Raw genomic sequence first — 20,361 nt, 5'->3', positions numbered from 1 at the left:
AGGGTGTGAACTTGGGTAATACAAAATATACGTATGCAGTCGCGCGGATCCGTGCGCTGGAGGTCTCTCTGTTTTCCGACGCGGTGATCGGACAGCTCATGGCGTGCAGGACTGCGGAGGAGGCGCTCCGTCTCGTGAGGGAAAAAGGCTGGGGAGACCCTTCCGGCAGCGGGGATATGGATTCCGTACTGAAGCGGGAGGAAGAGAAGACGTGGGAAGTCATCCGCGACGTGGCGCCGGATATGCGCGTGTTTGACGTGCTGTCCCTGCCGAAGCTGTACCACAATCTAAAGGCTGCGGTGAAAGAGGTGTGCACGGAGAAGCGGACGCCCGGCATCTTTTACGATGACTGTGAGATCCCCGGGGAAGAGATGCTCCGCATCATTGAGAGCCGGGAGTTCTCCAGGCTTCCGGGCAGCATGGGACGTGTGGCTGAGGAAGCTCTGGAGACGCTGCTGCATACAAGGGACGGACAGCTCTGCGACGTCCTGATCGACAGAGCGGCGCTGGAAGCCATTTTCGAGGCGGGGAAGCGGTCCGGGGAGTCTGTCATAGAGGATTACGCGGATACCACGGTGGCCATCGCGGACATTAAGATCGCTGTGCGCTCCAGGAAGACAGGCAAGAGCGCGGACTTTATGCGCAGTGCGATGGCAGAGTGCGGGAGCATAAACAGAGAGCAGCTGATCCGCGCGGCCCTCGCCGGGGAGGAAGAGATTGCCCGGTATCTGGAAGGGACTTCCTACGCGGGAGGCGCGGATGCTCTGCGGGAATCCCCGTCAGTGTTTGAGCGCTGGTGCGACAACCGCATGACAGAGACAATGAAGGCACAGAAATATGAAACGTTTTCCGTGGGACCGCTGCTCGCTTATCTGCTCGCGCGGCAAAACGAGATCAAGACGGTACGGATCATCCTGACCGGCAAGCAGAACGGTTTTCCGGATGATGCGCTCCGGGAAAGGATAAGGGAGATGTATGTATAAGATCGCAGTGGTCGGTGATTACGACAGCATTTACGGTTTCGCGGCAGTGGGACTTAATATCTGTCCTGTGAAGAGCCGGGAAGAGACGCGGGACAGACTGAGGCAGCTCGCGGAGAGCGGCTATGGGATCGTCTACATTACGGAGAAGGCGGCCGCAGAGCTGGGCGGCGCGCTGGACGAGTACATGGAGATGAAGCTGCCCGCGGTCATACAGATCCCGGGCGTGTCGGGAAATACGGGCGCCGGCGTGCAGGGCGTGAAAAAGACCGTAGAGCAGGCGGTCGGGTCAGATATTCTGTTTGGAGGAGTAGGCGAATGAGCACAGGAGTAATCAGGAAAGTGGCAGGACCTCTCGTGATCGCAGAGGGAATGCGCGATGCAAATATGTTTGATGTGGTCCGCGTCTCGGACCAGCGCCTCATCGGCGAGATCATCGAGATGCACGGGGACCAGGCGTCCATCCAGGTGTACGAGGAGACTTCGGGCCTGGGGCCCGGCGAGCCGGTGGAATCCATGGGCGTGCCCATGTCTGTCGAGCTGGGGCCGGGGCTGATCACCAGCATCTACGACGGGATCCAGAGACCCCTGGATGATATCATGAAGGTGTCGGGCAACAACTTAAAGCGCGGAGTGGAAGTGCCGTCGCTGAAACGGGACCTGAAATGGGAGTTTGTGCCCACCGCCGGGATCGGAGACGAGGTAGAGGCGGGCGATGTGATCGGGACAGTGCAGGAGACAGCGCTCGTGCAGCAGAAGATCATGGTCCCCTACGGGGTAAAAGGAAAGATCAAAGACATCAGGGCAGGAGAATTTACGGTAGAAGAAGTGGTGGCAGTGGTCGGGACGGACGACGGCGACCGGGAGCTGACCCTGATGCAGAAATGGCCGGTCCGCCGCGGACGGCCTTATAAGAAAAAACTTCCGCCGGAGATGCCCCTTGTGACAGGGCAGAGGGTGATCGACACCTTCTTCCCCATCGCCAAGGGCGGCGTGGCGGCAGTGCCGGGACCGTTCGGGAGCGGGAAGACGGTGATCCAGCATCAGCTCGCGAAATGGGCGGAAGCGGATATCGTAGTCTATATCGGATGCGGGGAGCGGGGAAACGAGATGACGGACGTGCTCAATGAGTTCCCGGAGCTGAAAGACCCGAAGACCGGGCAGCCTCTGATGCAGAGGACGGTCCTGATCGCCAATACTTCGGATATGCCGGTGGCGGCGCGTGAGGCGTCGATCTATACCGGGATCACCATCGCGGAATATTTCCGTGACATGGGGTATTCCGTAGCGCTGATGGCGGACTCCACGTCCCGGTGGGCGGAGGCGCTGCGCGAAATGTCCGGGCGTCTGGAGGAGATGCCGGGCGAGGAAGGCTACCCGGCTTATCTGGGAAGCCGCCTGGCGCAGTTCTATGAGAGAGCGGGCCATGTGATCTCGCTCGGGAAAGACGGACGGGAAGGAGCCCTGTCCGTGATCGGGGCAGTATCTCCGCCGGGCGGGGATACGTCGGAGCCGGTGTCCCAGGCAACCCTGCGTATCGTGAAAGTATTCTGGGGGCTGGATTCCGCGCTTGCGTATAAGCGTCATTTCCCTGCCATCAACTGGCTGAACAGCTATTCCCTGTACCTGGATGACATGGAGAAATGGTTTAACGGAAATGTGGCTGAGGACTGGATGGCCGGACGACAGAAGATGATGACGCTCCTCCAGGAAGAGGCGGAGCTGGAAGAGATCGTGAAGATGGTCGGCATGGACGCGCTCTCCCCTGGCGACAGGCTGAAAATGGAGGCGGCGAGATCCATCCGCGAGGATTTCCTGCACCAGAATTCCTTCCACGAGGTGGACACTTATACTTCGCTGAAAAAGCAGCACATGATGATGACGCTTGTCAATGCGTTTTATGGCAGGACAGTGCAGGCGCTCGCGGAGGGGGCGTCCCTTCAGAAGCTCCTCTCCATGCCGGTGAGGGAGCAGATCGGGCGATTCAAATATGTGCATGAGGACGCCCTGGACGAAGAATTCAGGAAAGCAGATGAAGAATTAAGCGCGCAGATCGCCAATGCGTTCGGAAAGGAGGAACGGTAAATGCCCAAAGAGTACAGGACCATACAGGAAGTAGCCGGACCGCTGATGCTGGTGCGCGGCGTGGAAGGCGTGACATATGACGAGCTGGGCGAGATCGAGCTCGCGGACGGGGAGACAAGGCGCTGCAAGGTGCTGGAAGTCAATGGAAGCGATGTGCTCGTACAGCTTTTTGAGAACTCTGCCGGGATCAACCTTTCCAACAGCAGGGTGAGGTTCCTCGGGCGGAGCATGGAGCTGGGCGTATCAGAAGATATGCTGGGACGGGTGTTCGACGGCCTCGGCAGTCCGATCGACGAGGGGCCGGAGATCCTGCCGGACGCGCGCATGGATATCAATGGCCTGCCCATGAACCCGGCTGCCAGGAGCTACCCCGAGGAGTTTATCCAGACCGGCGTGTCCGCCATTGACGGGCTGAACACACTGGTCCGTGGACAGAAGCTGCCGATCTTCTCCGCGTCGGGCCTGCCCCACGCCCAGCTTGCCGCGCAGATCGCGAGACAGGCGAAGGTGCTGGGGACGGATGAGAACTTTGCCGTTGTATTCGCGGCAATGGGGATCACCTTTGAAGAGTCCAACTTCTTTATCGAGAGTTTCCGGGAGACAGGAGCCCTTGACCGCACCGTGCTGTTCATCAACCTGGCCAATGACCCGGCCATCGAGCGTATCGCTACGCCCAGGATGGCGCTGACCGCGGCAGAGTATCTTGCTTTTGAGAAAGAGATGCATGTGCTCGTCATCCTGACGGATATCACCAATTATGCGGACGCGCTCCGCGAGGTGTCGGCAGCCCGCAAGGAAGTGCCGGGACGCCGTGGCTATCCGGGATACATGTACACGGACCTTGCCTCCATCTACGAGAGAGCGGGCCGCCAGAACGGGAAAAAGGGAAGCATCACCATGATCCCCATCCTGACCATGCCCGAGGACGATAAGACTCATCCCATCCCGGACCTGACCGGATATATCACAGAGGGGCAGATCATCTTAAGCCGTGAGCTCTACCGGAAAGGAATCATGCCGCCCATCGACGTGCTCCCGTCCCTGTCCCGTCTGAAGGATAAGGGGATCGGCGAGGGCAAGACACGGGCCGACCACTCCAACACCATGAACCAGCTCTTCGCCGCGTATGCGCGCGGAAAAGACGCAAAAGAGCTCATGGTCATCCTGGGAGAGGCGGCGCTGACAGAGATTGACCTCATGTACGCAAAATTCGCGGACGCGTTTGAACAGGAATACGTTTCCCAGGGGTATCATACCGACCGCGGCATCGAGGAGACACTGGACATCGGCTGGAAACTGTTACGGATGCTGCCCAGGACAGAACTGAAACGCATCGATGACAAATACCTCGATCTCTACTACGGGACTGACCCCGAAGCGTAAGCGGAGCGGGTCTGTCCCGGAAGCCCTCAAGGGCGCAAAAAAAACTGACCCCGAAGCGTAAGCGGAGTGGGTCTGTCCCGGAAGCCCGGAAGGGCGAGAATATTCTGACAGCTTGGGCAAAAGGGGTCTGACCCCTTTTGGTCAAGTTGTCTGACAATTTTGAAGGAGGTGGTGTTTTGGCGGCGAAACAGGTGAATCCGACCCGGATGGAGCTGACCCGTCTGAAAAAGAAGCGGATCACTGCCATCCGAGGGCACAAATTATTAAAGGACAAGCGGGATGAGCTGATGCGTCAGTATCTTGACCTTGTCCGCGAAAATATGGAAGTGCGCATGAAGGTGGAAGCTGGCATCAGGTCTGCGAACCGGAATTTTGTCATTGCCAAAGCCGGAATGTCCGAGGCGGCGCTCAACACTGCGCTCATGGCGCCGAAGCAGGAAGTTTCTCTGGAAGCCGGGGACAGGAATGTCATGAGCGTGGATATCCCGGTTTTTGAGTATAAGATGCGCACAGCGGATGAGAATGATATCTATTCTTATGGCTTTGCGTTTACATCCGGCGATCTGGACGGCGCGGTCAAGTCACTGGCGGATGTCCTGCCGGATATGATCCGCCTGGCGGAAGTGGAGAAGGCGTGCCAGCTCATGGCGGCAGAGATCGAGAAGACAAGGCGCCGCGTGAACGCGTTGGAGCATGTGATCATCCCCGAGACCGAGGCGAGCATAAAGTATATTACCATGAAGCTGGACGAGAATGAGCGGAGCACGCAGATCCGGCTGATGAAGGTGAAGGATATGATGCTGGAGGAAGCGCATCATTATAAGGAGGCTGGCCTATGATGTGGGATCACACTGATGAACGCATGCAGGCTCATTCCTGCGCCGGGAATTCGCTCCCTCAGAGCGGTTTATATGTGCTGAAACATAAAGATCTGGAAAAGGGAGCGGTACTGGTAATGGAAGAAAAAGGACATATCAGGATGAAGCGTGAGGGCAGCATCCTCTATATCGGAGAGTCCCCTCAGCTTATCGTGGATCTGGAAACACAGGAAAATTATATCAGGACAGGCGAGCGGATGCTGGCCTACCGCCGGGAAGTCCTGCTGAGCCCGGACCTTCTCGCCGGGAAGCGGCCGCAGGTGCTCGAGACGGCGCTGGAGTACTATTACCGTCAGGCGTGCGAGACTGCGGAAGGGATCCGCATCGCCGAAGAATACGGGAAACAAAGAATGCGTGAAACGGCAGGAATACGGGAAACGCCTTGAAGCTGGCAGAAAGCCGTGTTAGAATGAAAAACGTGAAATATGAAACGGAGATGCGGTAAAGCGCACCGGAATGAAAGAATGAAATGCAGCAGCAAGAAGCGACTGGCAGTGTGGAGGTATTATGAATCTGAATAAAGAAAACATGAGGAAATTAAGGGAGCTGATCCTTTTTACAGTCATTATCCTGATCGCTCTCTGGAATTACAGGCTTCTGTTTGAATGGGCCGGAGCGGCATTCCGGATCATCCTGCCTTTTCTGCTGGGCGGCGGTATCGCTTTCATCCTGAATATCCCGATGAGCTTCCTGGAAGAGAAGATTTTCGGGAACCGTCATCTGAAAGACAAGAAGATCGCAAAGAAGATTGCTCGCCCTGTGTGCATGGTCCTGACGCTGGCGATCGTGATCGGGGTCGTGGTCCTGGTCATGTTTGTCGTCATCCCGGAACTGACCCGCACGATCCTGTCTCTGGGAAGGACGATCCAGACGTTTATCCCTGAGGCGCAGAAGTTCCTTGAAGACCTGTTTACGGACAACCGTGAGATCCAGGCGTGGCTCTCCAACCTGAACCTGGATGTGGGAAGGCTGATGGACACTGTGATGTCATTCTTCCAGAACAGTGCGGGGAATGTACTGAATTCGACGATGTCAGCTATCGGATCCATCGTGAGCGGCATAGCGACTTTTGTGGTTGCCTTTGTTTTCTCCTGCTATGTACTCCTTCAGAAAGAAAAGCTGTACGTGCAGATGAAAAAAGTCGTGTATGCCTTTTTCCCGGAAAGGCGCGCAGAGTGGATGTTTGAGGTCGGCAGCCTTGCGTCAAAGGCGTTTTCCAGCTTTTTTACAGGCCAGTGTGTGGAAGCTCTGATCCTGGGCTGTATGTTCTTTGTTGTAATGAGTATCCTCAACATGCCATACACAATGCTGGTGAGCGTCCTGATCGCATTTACGGCGCTGATCCCTATTTTCGGCGCATTCATCGGATGCTTTGTGGGAGCCTTCCTGATCCTGATGGTGGATCCCATGCAGATGGTCATCTTTGTGATCACCTTCCTGGTCCTGCAGCAGATCGAGGGGAACCTGATCTACCCGAAGGTCGTGGGAAGTTCCGTAGGGCTCCCGTCGATATGGGTGCTGGCGGCAGTGACGATCGGCGGCAGCCTTATGGGCATCGTAGGGATGCTGATATTCATTCCTATCGTGTCGGTAGTGTATACATTGTTCCGCGCCAGTGTGTATAAACATTTAAGAAAGAAACGCAGGGATATTTCGGATGGAAAGCGGATAGAGGACGGAGAAGAAAAAAGCGGAAAAGAACAGGACAGACAGTCTGCGGAAACGACAGAAAATAAGTAAAAGACCTTGACGTACTTCCATCCGCCGTGGTACAATACTACGGCGAATGGAAGTTAGGTCTTTTTTTTATGCCTAAAAATCGATGGTTTTCGCAGCCATCAGTAACACGCAGGTGAATAAATAAAAAGCGAGGTGGAAGTTGTGCGCACGAGAATTACACTGGAGTGTACGGAATGCAAAAACCGTAACTACAACATGACAAAGGATAAGAAAGCTCATCCGGACCGCATGGAGACCAAGAAGTACTGCAGATTCTGCAGGACACACACTCTGCATAAAGAGACGAAGTAATCGTCAGGAGGAAGCAGCATATGAGTGAAAAAGAAAAGACTCAGAAGAAGAGCTGGTTCAAAGGGCTTCAGGCAGAGTTTAAGAAGATCATTTGGCCAGACAAAAAAACACTGGCAAAACAGACTACGGCGGTTGTCGCTGTATCCGTAGTGCTCGGAGCGGTGATCGCAGTGATCGATGCGATCCTCAGATACGGGATCGACTTTTTGGTGAAATAGTTGACCGCAGCGGAAAGGTGATTTTATGTCAGAGGCAAAATGGTATGTAGTTCATACTTATTCAGGGTATGAAAACAAAGTAAAGGCGAACATTGACAAGACGATCGAAAACCGTCACCTGGAAGACCAGATCCTCGAGGTCCGCGTTCCCATGGAGGAAGTCACGGAGCTTCGAAACGGCGTCCAGAAGGCTGTCCAGAGGAAAATGTTCCCGGGATATGTCATGATCCATATGATCATGAATGACGATACATGGTATGTCGTGAGAAATACACGCGGCGTTACCGGGTTCGTGGGACCGGGATCCAAGCCGGTGCCGCTCGAGGAAAGCGAGATGGCAAACCTGGGCATCAGGCGGGAGAATGTGGTCGTCAATTTCGGCGTGGGCGACACGGTCGTTGTATTGAGCGGCGCGTGGGAAGGAACTGTGGGTGTCGTGCAGAGCATGAACGAACAGAAGAAGAGCCTGTCGATCAATGTTGAGCTGTTTGGCCGCGAAACTCCGGTTGAACTTAGTTTTTCAGAAGTGAAAAAAATGGATTAAAGATGAGTGGGAGGGGCAGCGCCCCGCGAATACCACAAGGAGGTAATTGAAATGGCAAAAAAAGTAGAAGGTTATATCAAATTACAGATTCCTGCCGGCAAGGCAACTCCGGCACCGCCGGTTGGTCCTGCTCTTGGACAGCACGGCGTAAATATCGTTGAATTTACAAAGCAGTTCAATGCAAGGACAGCAGACCAGGGCGACCTGATCATCCCGGTTGTTATCACAGTGTACAATGACAGAAGCTTCAGCTTCATCACAAAGACACCGCCGGCAGCAGTCCTGATCAAGAAAGCATGCAAGATCCAGTCCGGTTCCGGCGTGCCGAACAAGAACAAAGTCGCAACGATCACAAAGGCACAGCTCCAGGAGATTGCTGAGCTGAAGATGCCGGACCTGAACGCAGCATCCGTAGAGGCTGCTATGAGCATGGTAGCCGGAACATGCCGTTCCATGGGAGTCGTTGTAGAGGAATAGAGCACTTGGCGATGCACTGAACACTTAGCGAGGTGTTTTCGAGCTTAGTGTGAAGGCAGATATTCCGAACAGCGTGAGGAGTATCCTCATTGGAGCCTAGTGCGAATTCCGTTCCGTGAGATTAGCGAGGGCGAGCCGGAGGCGAAGCGCGAGCTTAGCGAACGGAACTACCTTATAGTTAAGTCAGGTGGGAGGGGCAATATCCCGCGAATACCACAAGGAGGTTATTATAAATGAAACGAGGAAAGAAATATATCGAAGCTGCAAAACTGATCGAGAGAGGAAATCTCTACGATAAGAATGAAGCAGTTGCATTAGTAAAGAAAGCAGCAACAGCAAAGTTTGACGAGACCATCGAGGCACACATCAGAACAGGATGTGACGGACGCCATGCTGACCAGCAGATCCGTGGAGCGGTTGTCCTTCCGCACGGAACTGGTAAGAAAGTACGCATCCTTGTATTTGCAAAAGACGCAAAGGCTGAGGAAGCAAAAGCAGCAGGCGCTGATTTCGTAGGCGGAGATGAGCTGATCCCGAAGATCCAGAACGAGGGATGGCTTGACTTTGACGTAGTTGTTGCTACACCGGATATGATGGGGGTTGTCGGACGTCTCGGACGTGTTCTCGGACCGAAAGGCCTTATGCCGAACCCGAAGGCGGGAACAGTTACAATGGACGTGACAAAGGCGATCAACGACATCAAAGCTGGTAAGATCGAGTACAGACTCGACAAGACAAACATTATCCACGTGCCGATCGGTAAGGCATCCTTTACCGAGGAGCAGTTAGCGGACAACTTCCAGACGCTGATCGATGCGATCAACAAGGCAAGACCGGCAGCAGTAAAGGGCCAGTACCTTAAGAGCGTGACTCTTACATCTACAATGGGCCCGGGCGTGAAGGTCAACCCGATGAAGCTCGCGTAATCGACAAATAAAGATAGAACTTAGATAGACAGGGAATAGAGACGGCTGCAGCTGTTTCTGTTCCCTGTTTTTGTTGTGCCGGAAAGAAGTTGAAAAAAATAAAATTCGCATATGGTATGCTGGCAATGATATCTGCGACGAAAAGATACTGTTGAGAGAACGGAGGAATGAGAGGGGTATGAAGAGTCGGACAAGGAAAAGAATGCTGGCATATCTTCTGGCTGCAGCGGTCATAGCCGGAGTGATCCCGTCTGTACCGCTCTACGCGGAGACAGAGGCAAAGCCGTCGGGAGAAGGGACGCAGGAGTCGCCTTATAAGATCACCAGCCAGGAGGAGCTGGAGTGGATCGGGCAGGAGCCGGACGCTGTCTACACGCTGGAAAATGATATCGCGCTGAGCGGTGAGTGGGAGCCTGTAGATTTTTCGGGTGTATTTGACGGGCAGGGACATACGGTCAGCGGTCTGAATGTACCGCGGAGCAAGGGATATACGTATGCAGGGCTTTTCGGATATTGCGCCGGCGTTGAGATCAGCAACCTGACCGTGCAGATCGCAGACGGCGCGGAAGTGGCGGGAGCATATGCCGGGGCGGTCGCTGGTTCATGCTACAGCCCGGATGAGGAGACTCCGAGCCGTATCACAAACTGTCATTCGGAGGGCGGAGCTGTAGTCCCGTCTGAGGGAACTTATTATGCTGCATTGGGCGGTCTGGTCGGTTCTGCATCTGATGCGGTTGTGGAAGACTGCAGCTCGAGCTGCACTGCTGACGCGGCAGAGGGGGATATGCTGATCGAGGGAATGACGGTTGAGGAGGATAACTATATTATAGAGAACATTTCTGATATGAATCCGGGGGCAGTGACGATCGCCACAGAATATACGTCATCAGACCCGGAAAATTATCCCAGCCCATTGCCGCTTGAAGGAGACGATACAGGCAGCGCCGTTGACGTGGCCGGAGCATCTATGGCAGCGATATCAGGATGGACAAGGGAGTTCAGGTTCACTGCAAAGATACCAGGGGTTTATCAGATTGGTTTTCTGATAGACGGGAAGAAGATGGCTCAGACTGTGGTAACCGCTTATGGGGAGGACGGGGCGGAGCCGGAAGATATCTATACCCTGGAGTACAGCATGGTGGGGGCTGCTGCAAACGAGATACATGGAGGGAATTTTGGGGGTCTGATCGGCGAGACTGAGGATACTACAATTCTTTACAGTTATGCGACGGGGAATGTAAATGTATTCATGCAACATTCAGATGCGCTGGCGTGGTACACGGGCGGTCTGATCGGGACAGGGGAAAAGGATAACAGAGATTTTACAATAGAGGGCTGCGCATATGAGGGCAGCATTTCCCTGAAAGTGAATTCCGGACAGGTTTATGCAGGCGGTCTTGTGGGATATAGCAATGGGATTGAGGCGATCTGCAGAAGCTATATGGCGGGCAGTCTGTATGTATCGGGTGCAGGCGGGAATGTTGGTGGCCTCATAGGTGGTCTGCTCAATGGTTCTGCAGAGAATTGTTTTGCCAACAGTTCTGTTGTCAGAGAAAATATAGGTGAACTTTCTTTTGCGGGCGCTGCTAATAGTACGGCTGGTTTCGTTGGGAAAGCCAGTAATGCATCTCTGACAAACTGTTATACGGCGTCGTCGGTGGCGGGCGAAGAAGAGACAACTTTTGCGTTTTACGGCGAAGAAGAGTATCATCAGTCTACCTTTACAAACTGCTATTATGACAAGGAAAAAGTCAGTGCGGGGAATTCTCAGTGCGAAGGGCTGTCTGCGGAGCAGATGAAGTCAGAGGGCGGTATGCCCGGACTGGAATATGTGAACGGATGGGAGTTCCGCGATGGAGAGAACAACGGGTACCCGGTACTCATAGGTGTGGACGCAAATAAGGGTGTGGATCCAGATCCCGGAACCGAGGCGCCGGGCAGCGTGAGCCTTGTTATTCCGGATGGAATGGAACCGGGAGCTTATATGGGGTGCCTGGCAGAAATTATAACAGCTGATGGCAAGGTGGCCGGACAGAAATATTTCCTGGGGGATGCGGCGGTCGTATTCAGATTTGTAAAGCCGGGAACTTACTCTGTGAAGATGTCGAGAGACGGGGAAATCCTCGGACAGTGGGACGCGGTTCAGGTAGAAGCCGGAAAGGAGATGGCTGTGACTGCGGAAGGGCTGCCGAAACTCTGCAATGTTACGGTAAAAGCGCTTCTGTACTCCGGGGAAGAAACTTCTGAGGTTCAGATCCATTGGTATGACAGGGAGACTGAGGAGTACTTGTCAACCGGGAATACGATCGAAGGGGTGCTGCCGGGGAAAAGGCTGTTGTATCAGATCAAGCTGTCGCCTGGTCTGGAAGCGGACGGGTATATAAGCCCCGGGATGCAGGAACTGACCGTCGGGGAAGAGCAGGAGCAGACAGTTTCATATTCACTGCCTCTCAGCGGGAAGATAAAAATATCCGGTACCGTGAGCCATGAAGGCAGGCCGGTTCCAAATGTGCCGGTCACAGTTTCAGCAGTGGACGGCTCCGAAACGGCAACTGCGGTTACAGACGGGCAGGGATATTATGAACTCTCTGGCCCGGGCGGTATGGCGGAGCTGTATGTGAGGTCGGGAGATGCGCTGTACCGTGGAGAAAAAGAGATTCAGGAAGATACCGTATGGGATGTAGAACTGCAGCAGGCAGATGAGTATGTGGTTACCCTGGACATTACAAGGCGGGATGCGGCTAAAAGAGGCAGTGAAATCACTTATCCCGTGGGAGGAAGCGAGGTATCTATCCAAATCTACAATGAGAGGACCGGGGAATATCTGGACGGATACGCGGTGGAATATCCGGCGGTTTATATTGATCCTGAGGGTGATGTGAAGGAGGGGGATACCCTGCGGATCGAAGTCGCGGATCCCTCAGGGGAGTGCGAACCTGTAAAGACGACGGTAACGCTGGAAAAAGGCAGAGAAAATGTGGCGGAAGCGCTTCTGGCGGAGCGGGGCGGCGTTGAGGTCAGTCTGGAGAGCGGTGACGAAGAGGCTGAACTCTTCCTCTATGGGAAGGATGGCTCCCTCAGGGCAAAGACGACGGCCGCAGGAGGCCGGGGGACATTTGCCGGATTAAAAAGCGGCGATTATCGGCTTGTGGCGGCAGAGAGTGGACAAGGTCTGGCTCCGGCGGCAAATATCGGCGAACTGGAACAGAGACTGACAGACTGGGATATAAACAAGGCGGAACAGCTTCAGATCCGGGACGGGGTGATCACGGTATGTGAGAGTCCGAAGATATTTAAGGTAAGACAGGCGGAAGAAAACCCTTATGTGGTGCCGGAAAGCTGTTATTATGGTTTTTATGATGCCAGCTTTTGGTCCTCGGAGAGGACGGTATCCCTCAAGGTGTCTTATGAATTTTCGGAGAAATTCTATGACCAGGTGGAGAAGCCGGTGTTAGAGGTTACCCTGCCGGAGGGGGTTACGCTCAACGGCATGGGGAATGTGTCTCCGGGCCGCTGGCAGAGCGAGTTGCAATTCAGATCAGAAGAGAGGCGCTATTTTACGCTGGACCGGGAAGATCTGACAGAAGACTGCTACTCAGAAGCAACGCTGATATTTACAGCCGAAGGGAAAGAATACCGCTACTCTCTGGGGACCCTCCATATCTCGGCGGAAGAGGAGCTTGGTGTGTATCTGTACGCTCCTGCGCAGGCAAATGACAGAGAGATCGAGGTGTCCGTAGACACGCAGCGGCTTACCGGTCTTCCGGTGGAGATCTATGACAACGGAGTCTGTGTTGCCTCGGTGAGCGCGCAAGAGAACCGTGGTGCGGAACTTACCGTACCTGTGACACTGCTGGGAAGCGGGGACTGGTCGGAGCATGAGCTGTATGCTTCGGTGAAAACGGCGCAGGGCGAGATAATAGAGTCCCGGCGCAGAACGGTCATCTACAAGTCGGGCGGAGTTGTCCTGGATTCCATAGAGATGATAGGCCCTGACAATGCCAGGGCCACACTCGGAGACTCAGGGACAAATCTGCTGACACTGCTTGAACTGCCCGCAGAGGTGACGTACCTGGCCAGATTTTCCGACCCGGCGGAGGACGCTGTCAAGAATGTGGAGTTTATCATCGAGGATATGTCCGGGGAGATCCATATCCTGAATGGCGAATATTTTGCGGACAGGCAGGCATGGGGCGCGACCATGGAGGTGTCCAATGCGAACCTGCCGGCGGAAGTAGGGGTATCCTTCGCGGATGCCTCTGAGGACGCCCAGCTCACCTGGGAGGAAGCGGAGGCATCTGTAAACCAGTGGATATCCACACAGTTTCCGGACAGTCTGGCATACAGCGATATCTCCATGGATGGGGCGGTTATGGATGACGAGCTGACAGAGATCTGGAACGAGGCGACAGAGGGCGTTGGAGTGGAGATCACAGAGCAGGGAGACGGAGATTACAGCGTGGAGCTCCCCGGGGATATGGGAACTGTTGACATCACAACGGAGATGCTGGAAGAGCTTGACGTACCGGCGCTGTTGGAGGAAGGTTTTCAGGAAGCGCAGTTGGCCGATATGTCCGGACAGCCGGTAGACGACGGATTTTACATTCGGAACACAGAGGATGATACGATTGAGATCGTTGATTCTGGAAACAAAGAACACTATACTGTCAAGATGAATTATGAGGAAGGGTCTCAGTGGTCGGATGAACCGACACCGGAAAAGATTGAGATAGGCATAGATACGATTGGAAAAACAATGGAAGCCCTGGGGGAGACGGAAGTAGAAAAGGTTGAGGGCAAGCTGGGACAATACGTTATCAACCAACGCCTGAAAATGGCGAACGCCCCGTATGGAAGCGGCCAGTGGCTGAAGTGCCAGCAAAATATAAAGTGGGCCTGGGGGATGCTGGATACGTTGAGAAAAATATCTCTGTGTACCAAGCTCGCGCAGGGGGCTGTCGATCTGGGCGGATGGCTTCAGAGGTTTGGGGAGCTCAGGGACGATATAGGTATTTTTTTGGATTTGCTGTATCGGATTCCATCTGTAGAGGAGTGTCCGCAGGCAACGTATGAGATCAATACTATTTACCAGGATCTCGCACAGACGGCTCAGGCGCTGAATAATCAGTGGACGTTTTTGGGGGCGGATATCGGGCTGGGATTCAGTAAATCGATTGGAGCGCTTCCGTTTATGCTGGCGATCAACGCTGCAGACATGGTATTGCAGGAAGGAACCCGGGCCCGGATGGCAGAGATCGACTATGACCTTCACCAGTTGGAGATCCTGTGCGGAAATGCGCCGGATCCGAACCGCCGCCTGACGGTGGTCAAAACTCCGCGGGCAAAAGTGAGGATCCTGCTTGACCCGTCCGGTTATGTATATGAGGGAGTACCGTCCAACCGTGTGGAAGGCGTGACGGCGACGATCTTTTACAAGGAGAATAAAGAGGATGAGACGGCGGTGTTCTGGGATGCATGGAACTATAATCAGCAGAATCCCCAGATAACCAATCGGGAGGGCAGGTATGCATGGGATGTGCCTGCCGGATGGTGGCAGGTCAGGTATGAGAAAAAAGGGTATATCACCGCTTACAGCGAATGGATGGAGGTTCCGCCACCGCGGACAGAAGTGAATGTACCGATCGTCTCCATGGCTCCGCCCGAGGTGAAGTCCGCACAGTTCTATAAGGACAGCATCGAGCTGTACTTTACACAGTATATGGACCTTACGTTCCTGGAGAAGGGGGAGAGCATTTCCTGGAAGGTGACGCAGGGAGGCAGTGAGGTGCCGGGAACCTGGAAGGCGGTCAAACCGGAAGCGGGAGCGGATCCGTCCGTCAGTTATGCGGCAGCGTTCTGTTTCGTGCCGGAGTCGGGACAACTGTCCGGCGAGTATGAACTGACAGTGGACTCGGCGGAAAACTATGCGGGTACCCTGATGGAGGGACCGCAGACGCTTAAGGGGACCGCCACAGATAAACCGGAGAAAATGACGGTCCACGTACAGGAGTCGTTAAAGTACGGAGAGACAGCAGAGGTAACTGTACAGCTTGAGCCGGGCGGGGCAAACCGGGAGATCCGGATCGTGAATCATACGCCGGGAATTGTCACTGTCTCCGAAGAGAACGTGACAACGGATGCAAATGGAACTGCTGCATTTCAGGTGACGGCAGGACTTCCGGGGACAGCAGAGCTGGAGATATCACTGGAAGATTCCGAACTGACAGAGAATGTGAGCTTTACTGTGGAGTCGCCAGCCCCGAAGGTGGCAGCTGTGGAAGCGTCGCCCGCAGGAGGAAAAGTGGAAGCGGGGGCGGAAGTGAGTCTTCATACGAGAACCCCGGGTGCGGCGATCTACTACACACTGGACGGAACGTGCCCATGCGTGGAAGACAGTCCGTCGCGGCTTCTTTATACCGGACCGATCAAACTGACTGAGCCCGGGGACGTTACACTGATCGCGTATGCAGTGAAGGAGGGATATCGGGACGGAGAAACAAGTCGATATATCTATACTGTGTCTGGGGAGACCGGGACGGATGAACCGGATAGCCCGGATGATCCGGGAGAAGAGCCGGAGGATCCAGATGATCCGGGAGAAGAGCCGGAGGATTCGAATGATCCGGGGCAAGATCCGGACGAACCGGATAATCCGGGAGAGGACGGAACTGGAAGGGATAACCAGGGAACCGGCGGAGAGACTCAGGATGAGGGCGGCGCAGATGAGGCGGTCCAAAGCGGAGACGCCGAAGGGTCTGCCATGCTGTGGGGCGCGGCGCTTCTGGGAGCGGGCGCTGTGGCGTACAGAGTGCTCCGCAGGAATTCCCGCAGAAACTTCTGAAGTAAATCCTGAGAGGGAAAACAAACAGGCAGAAATGACCGGGTGGAAAACAGGTCAATTTTTCAGAAACGGTTAATTCCACCCCTCTGGGGACCGTATGGAGTTGCCCTATGGTACATTCCGGCTGCGGTAAATTTTATTTAAAAGTTCTGGGCTCAGGGGGATCTCAGCGGCAGGGATCTTCCTGAGCCCGAACTTTTCCAGAGTTTCTATTCCATATTGGAAGGCAAACGTATCATAAGGGCTTTTGTTCCCTAGAGCCTTTCGCAGATAGGAATCAATATGTGATATCATCAGCGGGATCTGTTCCTGTGAATAAAGTGCCAGATCCACACCTTTTGGGATGATGCGCCGTATAAATTCATGGTTGTTCTCCGCTGCCCCTTTCTGATAGGGGGCAGACGGGGCACAGTAGAACAGGCGCGTCCTGCGGTTTCCCTGATGGTCAAATTCAATTCGGGAGGGGGTGGAAAATTCACTGCCGTTATCAGCCAGGATAACAGGGGGGAGATCCTGGAAGATATCCGGTCTCAATTCCAGGTAAAGCCGGTCAAAGATGTCAATGACGGATTGGGAGTCATTGGAATCCCGGAGGAATGCCAGCATCGAGGAGGAATTGACGAAGGGGATGGTAAGGAGGTCTCCCCCCCCACTTTCATGCCTGCGACAGGATCGATCTGTACTACAGGAGTGTCAGGATGGAGTGCCATATAGCCGCAGTAATCCTTCCAGGTGCGCCCGATGCGGCAGAACTTATCAACTTTGATAGTGACAGATTTTGATCTCCTGGGACGCAGGCGGACTTTACGTGGCAGCTCAATGTTACGTGCAGAGAGAAGGTTATTGTGAATATAAGTATAAAGAGTCTTTTCGCTGCACATGATAGAGTCCGCATGTGTCTGGGAGATGTGGTGGACAGACTGCCCTTTCAGGAGAAGGGGACTGAGCACAGAATCGAGATGTTTCAGTTCGGTTTCAGAAATTGCGTAACCGGAGCGGGACTCTGAACGGGTGAGTTCATATTCCTTCTGTGCGTCCATTGCGCGGTAAAACCTTTTTTTCAAAGTACAGTTTTTTATATCGCATCCGTTGCAGACATAAGGCGGCTTGGAGAGCTTCCGGCAAGTTTCCTTTTTATAGGAGATGCAGGACGAAAGACATCTGCCGTAAAATTTACAGGGGCGACCGAAACGGTTGGTGCATGTCTGGCAGACGCGGAAGATATCGAATTCAAAGCGCAGGGCGCAGTCATTAAAGGGTTTGCCTAAGTGAAAAAGGGGTGGAATTTAGTGGTTTGCAAAGGCCGGAGATCATTTCCGCACGGTCGCTTTTGAGTCTGCGGAAACAAGGGAAACGATCGCGGAAGATGATGTGACCATCCATGTCCCGGACGACAGTGTCAAATGGCAGGTCTCTGAGACTACATTAGTGTTTGACGGCAGCCAGGACGTTGTATTCCATTTTGTGAATGGGACAAACTGTTTTGAGCTTGAGGCAGTAGATCTCCTGGGGATCTTTACCGGAATGGGCGGAGAAGGAGATCCTGTAACAGTAGTTCCGGACATGACAGACGGCTTTACATGCGATATGGCTGCAGGGACGCTGACAATAGATAAAGACGCCCTGAAAGAAACGCTGGCATCAGCGGTCAGCTATAATGGAGGTACGCTTCCGGACGAGATCGCGGTCAATGCGCGGGCGGTCACAAAAGATGGAGAGAGTTTCTATTTTAACAGAGTGCCGTATGAGGGCAGCAGTACAGTGACAAACACTGCATGGTGGCTGGATATATCAGACCTTGATCTGGATGGCGGCACAGAACCGGCTCCGGGCTGGGTGCAGGTGGAGTTCGCAGGAGCGGACGGAGCATCTGTTTCGGAGGAAGATGCTGATCTGATCAGCTCAAGCGCACTGGGATACCTTCAGGAAAATTATGCGGACGAACTGGCAGCCCTGGGAGAAGGATATGAAGTGTCAGTCAGGATGGATATAGCAGAGCGCGGGGAAGAGAATATCCCGGATGAAATAAAAGAGGCGTTTTCCCGGGCGGCAGGCGGCTCCGAGATCGGGAAATAATATGAGATCTCAGTGCTCGCGGATGTCGTATCGGGCGGAGAAGCCATAGAAGGCCTGGAGGGCATCGTGATCCCGTCGCTGTCGGGAGAAGTCACGGTTGATCTTAAGATCCCGGCAGGACTGCAGAAAGAAGGACGTGTCTATACAATGCTGCATTACAGCGGCGGTAAAGCGTCTGCCCTGGAAACCACAGGAACAAAGGATACGGTTTCTTTTAAAACAGCATCATTTTCTCCGTATGCTTTAGCCTATAAAGATGCTGCGGGATCATCAGCACCGGCTGCTGACGGGAATGCGGCGCCGAAGACCGGCGACGGAACAGGCGCGGCGGGGGCAATGGGTATGATGCTCCTGGCGGCTGCTGTGTCAGCGGTTCTGTACAGCAGAAAACAGCAGAAAATCTAAAGAAAATGCTTGACATATTTTCAGAAGAGTGCTAAATTATACTAGCAACTGCCGAAGACAGCAGGCGCTGTAAAGCGTAAGGGCATTGCCCGCCTGCCGAGGAGAGTGGGATTTATTACGCAAGTATGAATTTACAAGCCTCTGTGTCTTTGCGCACAGAGGCTTTTTTATGAAAACTTTGGCAGTACACGCGAATAAAATAAGGAGGTGTACCAGAAAGTGGCAAAGGTTGAATTAAAACAGCCGATCGTTCAGGCGATCGCAGAAGAGATCAAAGACGCTCAGTCAGTTGTTCTCGTAGACTACCGCGGACTGACAGTTGCTCAGGATACAGAACTGCGTAAGCAGCTCAGAGAAGCGGGCATCATCTACAAGGTTTACAAGAACACGATGATGAAGAGAGCTTTCGAGGGAACAGAGTGTGAAGCTCTGGAGAACTGCCTGGAAGGACCGAGCGCTATCGCTATCTCCAAGGATGATGCGACAGCTCCGGCAAGGATCCTGTGCAAGTTCGCGAAAGACGCTCCGGCACTTGAGCTCAAGGGCGGTGTAGTTGAGGGAGCAGCATACGATGTAGCTGGTCTGACAGAACTTTCCAAGATTCCGTCAAGAGAAGAGCTTCTTTCCAGACTTCTTGGAAGTATGCAGTCACCGATCACCAACTTCGCACGCGTTATCAAACAGATCGCGGAAAAAGATGGCGAGGCGGCTCCGGAAGAGGCTGCTGCTGAGACAGCAGAGGCACCGGCAGAGACAGCTGAGGCAGCAGAAGCTCCAGCTGAGACTCCGGCAGAGTAATATCAGGGCAGACGCGCACCTGTATGGCGCGGAAGCGCGTGTCGGCAGAGCCGGGAACGCGGATAAGACAGCCGGCAGGATCGGAATGATGCCGGCGGCATAAAAAGAACACAAATTTTAGAAAATGGAGGATATCAAAATGGCTAAAATGACAACAGCTGAAATGATCGAAGCGATCAAAGAGTTATCAGTATTAGAGTTAAACGAGCTTGTTAAGGCTTGTGAAGAAGAGTTCGGCGTATCTGCAGCAGCAGGCGTTGTAGTTGCAGCAGCAGGCGGAGACGGAGCTGCAGCAGCAGAGGAGAAAGACGAGTTCGACGTAGAGCTTGTATCTGCTGGTTCTTCCAAGGTTAAAGTTATCAAGGTTGTACGTGAGATCACAGGTCTTGGCCTGAAAGAGGCTAAAGAGCTCGTAGACAACGCTCCGAAGGTAGTGAAAGAGGCTGTTTCCAAGGCAGAGGCTGAGGAGATCAAGGCTAAACTCGAGGCTGAGGGCGCTGAAGTTAACATGAAATAATAATCCTTGTCAGAGGATTGAGATTGCGGGAGCTGAGGGCTCCGTAATTTTGCGTTTTGGGACACCGTGAAACCGGGTTGGGGACGTAGTAAAATCCAATTTTACTACGTCCCCAACCCGGTTTCACGGTGTCCCTAATTATAAAAATAGTAACAGCATCTGAAATTAGTGCATTTACTTCTTGCGAAATTTTCTATATGGT

Annotated in this window: 18 protein-coding genes and 1 other annotated feature; of the genes, 17 read left to right on the top strand and 1 reads right to left on the bottom strand. The window is 53.7% G+C overall.

Features of this window, described 5'->3' with window-relative positions:
- Nucleotides 1-11: 11 nt before the first annotated feature.
- The 13 genes from B5G27_RS05685 (at nt 12) to B5G27_RS05625 (ending at nt 16,363) form a co-directional block, all read left to right on the top strand.
- Nucleotides 12-983, top strand: a complete 972-nt coding sequence (locus B5G27_RS05685) for a V0D/AC39 family V-type ATPase subunit (protein ID WP_087177963.1) — start codon at nt 12-14, stop codon at nt 981-983.
- Nucleotides 976-1,302 carry a V-type ATP synthase subunit F gene (locus B5G27_RS05680; RefSeq protein WP_087177962.1) on the top strand — a complete coding sequence of 109 codons (327 nt, stop codon included), beginning with the start codon at nt 976-978 and terminating at the stop codon, nt 1,300-1,302. The genes B5G27_RS05685 and B5G27_RS05680 overlap by 8 nt, the downstream gene beginning before the upstream one ends.
- A complete protein-coding gene (locus tag B5G27_RS05675; protein ID WP_087177961.1) occupies nt 1,299-3,065 on the top strand; it encodes a V-type ATP synthase subunit A in 1,767 nt (588 codons plus the stop codon). Before B5G27_RS05680 ends, B5G27_RS05675 begins: the two co-directional genes overlap by 4 nt.
- Entirely contained in the window at nt 3,066-4,448 is a 1,383-nt protein-coding gene (locus tag B5G27_RS05670; RefSeq protein ID WP_087177960.1) for a V-type ATP synthase subunit B, read from the top strand. It abuts the gene before it with no gap.
- A gap of 176 nt (nt 4,449-4,624) precedes the next feature.
- Nucleotides 4,625-5,287, top strand: coding sequence for a V-type ATP synthase subunit D (locus B5G27_RS05665; RefSeq protein ID WP_087177959.1), 663 nt, complete (start codon nt 4,625-4,627; stop codon nt 5,285-5,287).
- Nucleotides 5,284-5,712 carry a hypothetical protein gene (locus B5G27_RS05660; protein WP_087177958.1) on the top strand — a complete coding sequence of 143 codons (429 nt, stop codon included), beginning with the start codon at nt 5,284-5,286 and terminating at the stop codon, nt 5,710-5,712. Before B5G27_RS05665 ends, B5G27_RS05660 begins: the two co-directional genes overlap by 4 nt.
- 121 nt (nt 5,713-5,833) lie before the next feature.
- On the top strand, nt 5,834-7,066 hold the full coding sequence (locus B5G27_RS05655; protein ID WP_087177957.1) for an AI-2E family transporter: 1,233 nt from the start codon (nt 5,834-5,836) through the stop codon (nt 7,064-7,066).
- A 141-nt stretch (nt 7,067-7,207) separates the two neighbouring features.
- Nucleotides 7,208-7,357, top strand: a complete 150-nt coding sequence (gene rpmG / locus B5G27_RS05650; protein ID WP_087177956.1) for a 50S ribosomal protein L33 — start codon at nt 7,208-7,210, stop codon at nt 7,355-7,357.
- Between the two features lie 20 nt (nt 7,358-7,377).
- A complete protein-coding gene (gene secE, locus B5G27_RS05645) occupies nt 7,378-7,575 on the top strand; it encodes a preprotein translocase subunit SecE (RefSeq protein WP_087177955.1) in 198 nt (65 codons plus the stop codon).
- A gap of 25 nt (nt 7,576-7,600) precedes the next feature.
- Nucleotides 7,601-8,119: a transcription termination/antitermination protein NusG gene (nusG, locus tag B5G27_RS05640; RefSeq protein ID WP_087177954.1), complete on the top strand. Its 519-nt coding sequence runs from the start codon at nt 7,601-7,603 to the stop codon at nt 8,117-8,119.
- A 51-nt stretch (nt 8,120-8,170) separates the two neighbouring features.
- Nucleotides 8,171-8,596, top strand: a complete 426-nt coding sequence (gene rplK / locus B5G27_RS05635) for a 50S ribosomal protein L11 (RefSeq protein WP_087177953.1) — start codon at nt 8,171-8,173, stop codon at nt 8,594-8,596.
- 233 nt (nt 8,597-8,829) lie between these two features.
- Nucleotides 8,830-9,522 carry a 50S ribosomal protein L1 gene (gene rplA, locus B5G27_RS05630; protein ID WP_087177952.1) on the top strand — a complete coding sequence of 231 codons (693 nt, stop codon included), beginning with the start codon at nt 8,830-8,832 and terminating at the stop codon, nt 9,520-9,522.
- Nucleotides 9,523-9,700: 178 nt separating this feature from the next.
- The gene (locus B5G27_RS05625) at nt 9,701-16,363 is read left to right on the top strand and encodes a chitobiase/beta-hexosaminidase C-terminal domain-containing protein (protein ID WP_087177951.1); all 6,663 of its coding nucleotides are present in this window, start codon (nt 9,701-9,703) and stop codon (nt 16,361-16,363) included.
- A gap of 108 nt (nt 16,364-16,471) precedes the next feature.
- On the opposite strand, the gene B5G27_RS16375 is transcribed toward B5G27_RS05625, so the two are convergent.
- On the bottom strand, nt 16,472-16,969 hold the full coding sequence (locus B5G27_RS16375) for a hypothetical protein (protein WP_242958239.1): 498 nt from the start codon (nt 16,967-16,969) through the stop codon (nt 16,472-16,474).
- Between the two features lie 765 nt (nt 16,970-17,734).
- Between B5G27_RS16375 and B5G27_RS05615 the strand changes: the two genes are divergently transcribed.
- From B5G27_RS05615 to rplL, 4 genes are all read left to right on the top strand, one after another.
- Nucleotides 17,735-18,439: a hypothetical protein gene (locus tag B5G27_RS05615; protein ID WP_087177950.1), complete on the top strand. Its 705-nt coding sequence runs from the start codon at nt 17,735-17,737 to the stop codon at nt 18,437-18,439.
- Between the two features lie 12 nt (nt 18,440-18,451).
- Nucleotides 18,452-18,844, top strand: coding sequence for an LPXTG cell wall anchor domain-containing protein (locus B5G27_RS05610; RefSeq protein ID WP_087177949.1), 393 nt, complete (start codon nt 18,452-18,454; stop codon nt 18,842-18,844).
- 33 nt (nt 18,845-18,877) lie between these two features.
- Nucleotides 18,878-19,022 (top strand) — a sequence feature (ribosomal protein L10 leader region).
- 41 nt (nt 19,023-19,063) lie between these two features.
- The gene (gene rplJ, locus B5G27_RS05605) at nt 19,064-19,642 is read left to right on the top strand and encodes a 50S ribosomal protein L10 (protein WP_087177948.1); all 579 of its coding nucleotides are present in this window, start codon (nt 19,064-19,066) and stop codon (nt 19,640-19,642) included.
- A 139-nt stretch (nt 19,643-19,781) separates the two neighbouring features.
- Entirely contained in the window at nt 19,782-20,159 is a 378-nt protein-coding gene (gene rplL / locus B5G27_RS05600; RefSeq protein ID WP_087177947.1) for a 50S ribosomal protein L7/L12, read from the top strand.
- The last annotated feature ends 202 nt before the right edge of the window (nt 20,160-20,361 follow it).

The sequence above is a fragment of the Lachnoclostridium sp. An76 genome (genome assembly GCF_002161355.1).
Lineage (GTDB): Bacteria > Bacillota > Clostridia > Lachnospirales > Lachnospiraceae > Mediterraneibacter > Mediterraneibacter caccavium.
Note: the sequence above shows the minus strand (reverse complement) of the source record. Positions and strands in the feature narration are given on the sequence as shown.

What these genes read in the sequence shown, in the direction of transcription:
- B5G27_RS05680 (WP_087177962.1), top strand. Translation starts at nt 976, where the DNA reads ATGTATAAGATCGCAGTGGTCGGTGATTACGACAGCATTTACGGTTTC.
- B5G27_RS05675 (WP_087177961.1), top strand. Translation starts at nt 1,299, where the DNA reads ATGAGCACAGGAGTAATCAGGAAAGTGGCAGGACCTCTCGTGATCGCA.
- B5G27_RS05670 (WP_087177960.1), top strand. Translation starts at nt 3,066, where the DNA reads ATGCCCAAAGAGTACAGGACCATACAGGAAGTAGCCGGACCGCTGATG.
- B5G27_RS05660 (WP_087177958.1), top strand. Translation starts at nt 5,284, where the DNA reads ATGATGTGGGATCACACTGATGAACGCATGCAGGCTCATTCCTGCGCC.
- B5G27_RS05655 (WP_087177957.1), top strand. Translation starts at nt 5,834, where the DNA reads ATGAATCTGAATAAAGAAAACATGAGGAAATTAAGGGAGCTGATCCTT.
- secE (WP_087177955.1), top strand. Translation starts at nt 7,378, where the DNA reads ATGAGTGAAAAAGAAAAGACTCAGAAGAAGAGCTGGTTCAAAGGGCTT.
- nusG (WP_087177954.1), top strand. Translation starts at nt 7,601, where the DNA reads ATGTCAGAGGCAAAATGGTATGTAGTTCATACTTATTCAGGGTATGAA.
- rplK (WP_087177953.1), top strand. Translation starts at nt 8,171, where the DNA reads ATGGCAAAAAAAGTAGAAGGTTATATCAAATTACAGATTCCTGCCGGC.
- rplA (WP_087177952.1), top strand. Translation starts at nt 8,830, where the DNA reads ATGAAACGAGGAAAGAAATATATCGAAGCTGCAAAACTGATCGAGAGA.
- B5G27_RS05625 (WP_087177951.1), top strand. Translation starts at nt 9,701, where the DNA reads ATGAAGAGTCGGACAAGGAAAAGAATGCTGGCATATCTTCTGGCTGCA.
- B5G27_RS16375 (WP_242958239.1), bottom strand. Translation starts at nt 16,969, where the DNA reads ATGCTGGCATTCCTCCGGGATTCCAATGACTCCCAATCCGTCATTGAC.
- rplL (WP_087177947.1), top strand. Translation starts at nt 19,782, where the DNA reads ATGGCTAAAATGACAACAGCTGAAATGATCGAAGCGATCAAAGAGTTA.